Annotated in this window: 5 protein-coding genes; all 5 read left to right on the forward strand. The window is 72.8% G+C overall.

Translation table 11 applies throughout. The annotated features are described in order from the left end of the window. A partial coding sequence (locus tag DMB66_RS62065; protein WP_370321423.1) for a hypothetical protein occupies positions 1–523 on the forward strand: 523 nt, incomplete at its 5' end. 217 nt (positions 524–740) lie between these two features. Continuing rightward, entirely contained in the window at positions 741–1,277 is a 537-nt protein-coding gene (locus DMB66_RS57445) for a PadR family transcriptional regulator (protein WP_125812401.1), read from the forward strand. Positions 1,278–1,365: 88 nt separating this feature from the next. Beyond that, positions 1,366–6,522 (forward strand): diguanylate cyclase, encoded by a 5,157-nt coding sequence (locus DMB66_RS57450; RefSeq protein WP_125812402.1) that lies wholly within the window; start codon positions 1,366–1,368, stop codon positions 6,520–6,522. Between the two features lie 70 nt (positions 6,523–6,592). After that, a complete protein-coding gene (locus tag DMB66_RS57455) occupies positions 6,593–8,245 on the forward strand; it encodes a GGDEF domain-containing protein (protein ID WP_125812403.1) in 1,653 nt (550 codons plus the stop codon). A 171-nt stretch (positions 8,246–8,416) separates the two neighbouring features. Then, positions 8,417–8,707: a transposase gene (locus DMB66_RS57460; protein WP_158647708.1), complete on the forward strand. Its 291-nt coding sequence runs from the start codon at positions 8,417–8,419 to the stop codon at positions 8,705–8,707. Positions 8,708–8,791 lie beyond the last annotated feature (84 nt).

The following is an 8,791-nucleotide window of genomic DNA, read 5'->3' on the forward strand; positions in this document are numbered from 1 at the left end:
CCGCTACGGGGTGAGCCGCTACGGGATGAGCCGGTACGGGGTGAGCCGCTACGGGGTGAGCCGCTACGGGGTGAGCCGCTACGGGATGAGCCGCTACGGGATGAGCCGCTACGGGATGAGCCGCTACGGGGTGAGCCGCTACGGGGTGAGCCGCTACGGGATGAGCCGCTACGGGATGAGCCGCTACGGGGTGAGCCGACTGCCGGGCCACCTCGCGGCGGTTGGCGAGCGCGATGATCAGCGACCCGACGACGGTCGGCGCGATCCAGGCGACCAGGCTGCCCCGAGTCAGCTGGACGCCGAAGGCGGTGACGAACGAGATCACGCTGCTGCCCATGAGGTTCAGGTGCCAGAGCCGCCAGGCGTGCGGGTCACCGCGCAGCACGGGCCGGCGGCGGGCCAGCCACACGCCGCCGGCGACCCACACCGCGGTCAGCACGCCCAGGACGGCCAGCCCCACCAGGTGCGCCGGGTCGTAGGTGACCAGGCCGAAACGCGGTCAGGCAGAGCACGCCGGCGCTGACCGCGTAGATCCGGCCGAGCGCGGGGTGCCGGCCGCGCCGCTTGGGCGCCAGCATCACCGGTACGGCCAGCAGCAGGCCGAGGCCGCCGGCCGGTGGCGTGGACGGCGATGAGCGCAGGATGAGACCACTCCATGAACTGCCCCCGTGACCTATCTAAGTGGAATGTCGTGACCTCATCGTGCGACCTGACACAATGGCATGTCAAGGAGGTATCCGATGCCCGCCCGCACGCTCAACGCCACCGCCGCCTCGCTGCTCGGTTTCCTGCACGAGGGGCCGATGTCCGGTTGGGATCTGGTCGCCACCGCCCAGGCCCGGATCGGTGACTTCTGGTCGCTCACCCAGAGCCAGGTGTATCGGGAACTGGCCGCCATGGCCGCCGACGGGCTGGTCGAGGCGCACGAGCGCGGCCGGCGGGACCGGCGACCGTACGCCATCACCGACGCCGGCCGGTCGGCGTTCACCGCGTGGGTCACCCGGGCACCGGAGCCGGAGGCCATCCGGTTTCCGCTGCTGCTGACGATCATGTTCGGCCGGCACGTGCCGGCCGAACGACTGGCCGAGATCGTGGCCCAGCACCGGGCGACGCACGCCGCACGGCTGGCCGCGTACGAACAGTTCGAGACGGAACTACCGCCCGGCGCGGCCGAGGCCGAGCCGTACGCGGTGGCCACGCTGGCCTTCGGACTGGCGTACGAGCGCGCGATGCTGGCCTGGTTCGCCGGCCTGCCACCCGCGATCAGGGGCGACTGACCGGATTTCCTCGGTCCCCATTTCCTCGGTCCCCATTTCCTCAGTCCTCATTTCCTCAGTCTTCGGCGCAGGTGCCGACGATAGGACTGTGAGCCTTGACATGCCGCCCGGCGTGACCGTCCTCGGCGAGCTCGGCCGCGGCGCCCGAACGGTGGTGTACCGCGTCACCAGGGACGGCCACGACCGGGCGATGAAGGTGTTCCCCGGCGGCTCCGACCCGGCGGCCATGCAGGACCTGCGGCGGGAGGCGGCCCTTCTCGCGTGGACCGACCACCCGGCGCTGCCGCGGGTGTACGAGGTCGGTCAGTCCGGCCAGCGACCGTATCTGATCATGGAGTTGATCGAGGGGCGAAGCCTCGGCGAGATCCTGCGGATCCGCCCGCTCGCCGTCGACCACGCCCTCCGGCTGGGCGGTCAGCTCGCCGGCGCCCTCGCCGCGCTGCACGGCGTCGGCCTGGTGCACCGCGACGTCAAGCCGCACAACATCATGATCGAACCGGACGGTACGGCGCGGCTCATCGACCTGGGAATGGCGGGCCGCACCAGCGCCCAGCGGAGCGACGCGGCGGTCGGCACGTTGCAGTACAGCGCCCCGGAACAGGGCGGGACGCTCAACCGTCCGGTCGACGCCCGCAGCGACCTGTATTCACTGGGGGCGGTGCTCCACGAGTGTCTCACCGGCGCCCCACCGTTCGCCTCGACCGACGCCAGTGAGCTGCTGCGCCTGCACTCCGGCGCGCCCCCGCCCGACCCACGCGACGACCGGCCGGAGGTTCCGGCCACGCTCGCCGCGATCCTCGCCAAGCTCCTCGCCAAGGATCCCGACGACCGATACCAGAGCGCGGCCGGGCTCGGCGCCGATCTGAGCCGCCTCGCCGCCGACCCGCTGACCGATTTCGCCCTCGACCGTACCGGTGCCGTGGAAGGCACCGAACCCGTCGACGGCACGGACGCCGCCGCGGCGCCCGAGTCGACGCCGCTGACCGGCCGCGACCGCGAGGTGGACCAGCTCACCGCGCGCTGGCGCGAGGCGCGTGCCGGGCGCGGCGGGTTCGCGGTCATCGCCGGCGGACCCGGCACCGGCAGGAGCCGGCTGGCCCGGGAACTCGGCCGCCTCGTCCGTGAGGACGGGGCGCCGGCCCTCATCGCGGCCTGCCCGCAAGCCCCGCTGCCGCTGGCCCCGCTGCGCGCCGCGCTCGGCGCGCGGCTCGGCGGGCTTACCGGCGACCCGGCGGCGTTCGCCCAGTCCGTCGCCGACCGCGTCGAGGAGTTCGCCCGGGCCGAGGGTGGCGCGCTGATCTGTCTCGACGACGCGGACCGCGCCGACGAGGCCACCCTCGCGGTGCTGAGACTGCTGACCGCGGGCGTCCACGACGTACCTCTGCTGGTCCTGCTGACCGTCGCCGACGGCCGGGCCGGCGCGCTGCCGCCGGGCGTGCTGCGGCAGGTCGATTCGATCATCAGCCTCGGCCCGTGCGACCCGGCCGAGGCGGCGGATCTGGTCGCCGCGTTCGCCCGTGGGCGCGACCTCGACGAGGCCGTGCTGAGCCGGCTCGCCGCCCGGGCGGGCACGACCCCGTTCGAGATCCGGGAATACCTCACCGCGGTGGTGGACGCGGGGGTGCTGACGCCCTCCTGGGGACAATGGCAGCTCGACACCGACGGGCTGGACCGGATCGCGCTGCCGGCGGATCTGCACGCGCTCGTCCTGCGCCGCCTCGACGGCCTCAGCGAGCGGGGCCGGACCCTGCTCACCGCCGCGGCCGTGCTCGGCCCGGCGTTCTCCGCCGCGGCGGCGGCCCAGGCCGGCGGGGTGGATCCGGCCGACGCGGCCCGGCTACTGGCGGATGCCGTCACGCGGGGCGCGGTGCGCCGCCAGGACGACGGGTACGGGTTCACCCACGAGCAGTTGCGCCTGGCCCTGCTCGACGCCGCCGACCCGGCGCTGGTGCGTGATCTGCATCAGCGCGTCGCCGACCTGCTCGTCGCCGCCGGCGGCGAGGGTCCCGCGCACACGTACTCGCTCGCGCGGCACTGCCTGCGCGGGCACCCCGGCCGCGACCCGGCCAAGGTGGTCGAGGCCTGCCGGGCCGCCGGTGCGCTCGCGCTCGCCGAGGGCGCCCCGGGCGAGGCCGTCGCCCTGCTCGAACCGGCGCACCGGTTCGCCGTCGCCGATCTGCCGCCCACGGTCGGCAGCGAGATCGCCGAACTGCTCGGAGCCGCGTACCACCGGTCCGGCCACCTCGCGCTCGCGATCGACACCCTGACCGGCGCGCTCGCGGCCGCCGCGGACCGGTTCGCCCGGGCCCGCATTCTGCTGGCGATCAGCGTCCTGCACATGGACGCGTGGGACCTCGAGCCCTGCCTGACGACGATGCGCCGGGCCCTGTTCGTCCTGGACTGCCCCCTGCCCGCCAACCGGCTGTCGCTGCTCGCCGGCACAGTGGGCCGGTTCGTCGCCGGGCTCGTCGTCGAGCGCACCGGCGTCGGCTTCGGCACGGCCACCGGTGCGGACGCCGACCGCTTCCGGCTCCAGGCGCAGCTCTTCAGCACCGGCGGCGGCGCCGCCAGCCTCGGTCTCGACCCGATGCTCGCCCTCGTGCTGCTGCTCCGGTCGCTCTATCCGGCGAGCAGGCTCGGCTTCTCTTCGGAGTACGTGCAGGTGCGCTCGGACGTGGCCAGCATCCTCGACATCGTCGGCGGGCCACGGCTCAGCTCCGGCGGCTACGCCCGGGCCGTCCGGGCCGCGGTCGAGATCGGCGACCGCGCGGGAGCCGCGTTCGTGCTCCAGACGCGGAAGCTGATCCGGTACATCGCCGGTCGTGGTCAGGCCCGCGACATCCTGGCCGACTCGGCCGATCCGGAGCGCCTGATCAGCGCCGGCCGGTTCGTCACCCAGCTGGGCGGGACCCTGTGGGTGCAGTTGCTAGCCGGCTTCAGCCGCGACGCGCAGACCCTGTACCGGGAAGGTGTCGCCCGGCTGGACGCCGCCGACCTGCCGGAGAGCTCGCTGGTCCTGGCCGGCGCGTCGGTGGCCGCCGCGATGGGCCGGGTCGCCGAGGCGGACGCGGCGCTGCGCGGCGTCGCCGGTGACCCCGCCGCGTTCCGCAACCCCAGCCGCCGGGTCAGCCTGTTGCTGGCCCGGGCGCAGGTCGCGGTCGAGCAGCGCGACCTCGGCGAGCCCTTCGACCAGGTCGCCGCCGACGTCGCGGAGCTGCGCCTGAACCCGAGGACGCTGCTGGTGCCGCTGCGGGGAATCTACGTGTACCTCGCCTACGGCCGCCTGGAACAGTGCCGCACCGCGACGCCCCTGCGGCAGAGCTGGGCGCTGGACGCCGCCCGGCGGGCCGTCGCGGACCTGCGGGGCACGGCAGCGGCCTCTCCGCTGCTCAAAGCGCATTGCCGACTGGCCGACGCCTGGCTGCGCCACCTCGAAGGCGACCCGGCGGGGGCGCTCGCCGCGCTGAGCGCCGGCGATCCGATCCTGCGCGCGGCCGACGCACCCCTGGCGAGCTTCGAGGCGGCCCGCCTGCGGGCACACGTCCTGCTCGCCCTCGGCCACGACGCCGAGGCGACCGTCGCCGCCGCGGGCGCCCTGACGCTCGCCGTGCGGTACGAGTGGCCACACCGCGCGCAGTGGCTCCGCGACGAATTCGGCGTCGACGGCCCCGTTCCCACCGTCGGCGGCAGCGGCAGGAGCGCCGACACCGACCTCACCTCGGCCGCGTACCGGCTGCGGCTCGACGCGGTGGCCGCGATGAGCCTCGCCTCGGCCCGGATCGTCGATCCGGCGGAGCTGACCCGGGTCGCGCTCGACGAGACGATCCGGCTGCTCTCCGCGGAACGCGCCTACCTGTTCCTGACCGACGAACGGGAGAAGCTCATCCCGCACCTGGGCCGCGACGCCGCCGGCAACGACCTGACCGAGATCGTCGGCTACGGCTCGACGCTGGTCGAGCAGGCCCGGCAGAGCCGCGAACCGCTGGTCGTCACCGGTACGGACGAAGGCGCCGCCCTCGGCTCGCAGAGCGCGGTCGCGCACGGGCTGCGCAGCATCATGGTCTCCCCGCTGCTGCACGACGGCCGGCTGCTCGGCGTGCTGTACCTGGACAGCCGAATCGCCAAGGGCATGTTCACCACCGCGGACGTCGGCGTGCTCGCCGTCATCACCATGCACGTGGCCGCCGCCCTGGAGACGACCCGGGCCGCGCAGCTCACGCTCGACGTCCGGTCGGCACAACACGAACGGGACATCGCCGAGATGCTGCGCACCGCGATGGAGCACGTGTCGGGCACCCTCGACCCGGCCGAGGTGCTCAACCGGCTCCGGAGCGCGATCGGCCGCGCGCTGCACGCCGACCACGCCCTGCTGGCGATCCGCGACGGCGACAAGGTCCTGCTGGCAGACCCGGCGAACGACCAGGAGCCGGACGTCGCCGACCTCGATCCGGCCTTCGACCGGCTGCTCGCCGGCGGCGTACCGGTCTCGGCGGAGACCTCCGCGCGGGCGGCACCGGCCGTGTTCGCCGCCGCAGCGCGGCAATCGTGGCTGGCCGTGCCGCTGCGGTCGCGCCACCGGGCGGTCGGCGTCGTCTTCATCTCGGCGGACCGGGCCGGCGCGTACGGCGCGGCCCACCGCGAGATCGCCGCCGTGCTCGCCGGGCAGGGAATGATCGCCTACGAGAACGCCGAACTGTTCAAGACGGTCGAGCAACTCGCCCTCACCGACGGGCTCACCGGCCTATTCAACCGCCGGCATTTCTTCCAGCTGGCGGACCGGGAAATAGCCACCGCCCGGCGCCGCGCCAGCCCGCTGACCGCACTGATGCTCGACATCGACCACTTTAAACAGATCAACGACGGCTACGGCCATCCCGTCGGCGATCAGGTCATCGTCACGGTGGCGAACCGGCTGAACGCCACCATCCGGAAAACCGACCTGGTCGGCCGGTACGGCGGTGAGGAGTTCGTGATCTTCCTGCCCGACACCGGCTACGACGGCGCGAACATCCTCGCCGAGCGGATTCGGGCCGCCGTCGCCGACCATCCGGTCGAGACCGACGCCGGGCCGCTGACGGTCACCGCGAGCATCGGGCTCGCGCCGTACCTCTTCACCGACACCGAGCCCGGCAGCCTGCTCGCCCGCGCCGACGAGGCACTGTACGGTGCCAAGCAGAGCGGACGTAATCGCGTGGTGAACCACGCCTCTTCATTGAATGAACTTTCCGGTGACCATTCGCCGTGAAGAGACAGCGCCACCCACTAAGTTCAGAGGAAAAGCGTGGCCTTCTTCAGGGTGGTGTCGAACGGCTGTCATGGGCAGTGAAATCAGCAACGTGCACGCGGGAATAACCCGACTGCCGCCGGACCGGGTCGCCGCCCGCGTCCTGGCCCACGCGCTGATCGAGCAGACCCAGGTGGCGCCGCGCCCCGACCTCGTGAACAGCCTCGCCGCGCAGGCCGAGGCGGCCGGCTGGGGCGAGGTGCAGGTGCTGCTGCTGCACTCCCGCCTGATCCTGGCCGCCCTGCAGGGTGCGCGGTACGAGCAGATCCGGCGCGACTCCGACGCGATGCTGGCCGCCGCGGAGGCCACCGGCGAGGAGATCCTGCTGGGGCTGGCCCTGGCCTCGCGGGCGCTGTTCCTGCTGGACACCGAGCACCCGGAGTCCACCGGCGACGACGTCGGCTGGCTGCTCGCCCGGGCGGTCGCGATGCTGGACGACGTCGCCGACACCGATCCGGCAGAGCTCGGGCTGCGCGCCGTGGAGCTGCCGGCCTGCTTCGTCGAGTGCGGGCAGGCCTACCACCGGCAAGGGCTGTGGGAGCTCGAGGAGGAGATGTACGTACGGGCGGCGGAGGCGCTGGAGATCCCGCTGCCGGGCAGGGTCCGGCCGGTCGCCGAGTTCACCCGCAAGGTGCTCGTGGTCAACCGGCTGGAGAGCGCCGCGGCACTGACCAGCGACCTGCTGGAGATCGGCCGGCGCGAAGCGGCGCGGCAGGTCGCGGCCGCCGCTGTCCGGCCCAGCCCGGCGGAGCGCGCGAGCCTTCCACCGGGCTGGCGCGACGAGGTGCGCGCCATGGAGCGCCTGCTCGACGTCGTGGCCTGCCGGTCGGGGCTGGACGGGGGGCCGGCGGCCGTTCCGGCGGAGCTGTACGAGGTGCTCGGCGCGAGCACCTCGGACCGGTACCGCGCCTGCCTGCTGCTCGCGGCAGCCGTCGGCGCGCACGACGCCGGCGACCTGACCACGGCCGCGTGGCGGGCCGAGCAGGCCGTCACGCTGCTGGACGACGCCAAGCCGAGCATCACCACGCTCGCGCTCCGCCTCGCCACCCAATCCACCCGCGACGGCGCCGCCGTGCGGTACGCCCGCTATCTGGCGCTGCAGCGGTGGCAGGCGCGGCTGGAGATACTCGGTGCCGCCCGGTCGCGGCTGGAGGCGGCCCGGGTGCTGCGCCACACCGAGCAACTGAGCCGGCAGGCGTACGTCGACGCGCTGACCGGCCTGGCGAACAGGCACGCCGAGACCCGCCACCTGGCGCGGCTGCGGCGCCGCGGGCCGCTCGACCGCCTCGGGGTCATCCTGCTCGACGTGGACTACTTCAAAACCGTGAACGACACCTTCGGCCACGCCGTCGGCGACGAGGTGCTGCGGGTGATCGGTGCGGTGCTGCAGGCGGCGATCCGGCAGTCCGATCTCGCCGTCCGGCTGGGCGGTGACGAGTTCATGCTGTTGATGGACCTGCCGGCGGGCATAGAGGTCCCGGCCCCGGCACCCGGCATCGTCAACGCCGTCACGCTGCACCGCTGGAGCGACATCGCGCCGGGCCTACGAGTCAGCGTGAGCGCGGGCCAGGCGGTGGGTGCGGCCCGCGACGTCGACCAACTGATCCGAGCCGCTGACCAGAACCTGTACCGGGCCAAGGCCGCCGGGCGCGGCCGGGCCGTCACCGCGAAGGACATGGCTTGAGCCCACAGCGCCGGAAACCCACGCGAGTTCGCTAAACGAGCCGGCTGCCCTGGTACGACCGCCAGCTTTGTGATCATGGCTGGAGTTCGAGGGTGAGCGGTGTTGATTGAGCTGCCACGAAGTTTCCGGACAGGGGATCTAATATGATCTCGGTCTGGGATGGAGATGGGCATGGCGCGGCAGAAACGGTCCTACTCGCAGGAGTACCGCGATGAGGCGGTGAAGATGGTGATCGAGACGTCACGTCCGATCGCGGTCGTCGCGCGGGAACTCGGCTTGTTGGACGGCACTCTCGGTAATTGGGTCAGCGCGTATAGGAAGAGTCACCCTGTGGAAGAACAGCCCCTGGCTTTGCCGGATCGGGCGCGGTTGAAGGAACTCGAACGTGAGAACCGGGAGTTGCGGCTGCAGAACGAGTTCCTGAAAAAAGCGGCGGCCTTCTTCGCTCAGGATCATCGGTAAGCGACGTTTACGAGCTTATCGACGCCGAGAAGGCTGACTTTCCCATCGTGATGATGTGCACGGAATTGGAGGTGTCCCGGTCGG

It is taken from the genome of Actinoplanes sp. ATCC 53533 (assembly GCF_003947245.1).

Excerpts from the sequence above, each read along its gene's own strand:
- DMB66_RS57455 (WP_125812403.1), top strand. The coding sequence starts at position 6,593 with ATGGGCAGTGAAATCAGCAACGTGCACGCGGGAATAACCCGACTGCCG.
- DMB66_RS57460 (WP_158647708.1), top strand. The coding sequence starts at position 8,417 with ATGGCGCGGCAGAAACGGTCCTACTCGCAGGAGTACCGCGATGAGGCG.
- DMB66_RS57445 (WP_125812401.1), top strand. The coding sequence starts at position 741 with ATGCCCGCCCGCACGCTCAACGCCACCGCCGCCTCGCTGCTCGGTTTC.